This is a genomic window from Telluria sp. AZSoR62 (assembly GCF_058111565.1).
On sequence record NZ_JBYTST010000620.1, the window covers coordinates 1 to 235 of the forward strand.

General features: G+C 66.0%; 1 protein-coding gene. It reads left to right on the top strand.

What is annotated here, in order from left to right; all coding sequences use genetic code 11:
- The coding region (locus tag AC3XQU_RS24955; protein ID WP_489876772.1) for a hypothetical protein at positions 1–150 on the top strand (150 nt) is incomplete at its 5' end.
- Between the last annotated feature and the right edge of the window lie 85 nt (positions 151–235).

Genomic DNA, 235 nt, shown 5'->3' on the forward strand with positions numbered 1-235 from the left:
GGAAACGGCCCCTCGGGGCTCATCCAGATCGCCGAACCCGCCGTGACGGCCCGGTGCGGCGGCGACCTGGAATCCGGCACCAAAGTGCGGGTCCGCCTGATCTCGTCCGATATCGCCGACCGCGAGGTCCACTTCGAGCTGCTGGCCTGAACGATTTCCGCGCTGCCTGATCGGCCCAAAGCCGGGATTCAGGGTCCGTGCGGCTAGACTGAGGAAGTAGATATGGATGCCCGGT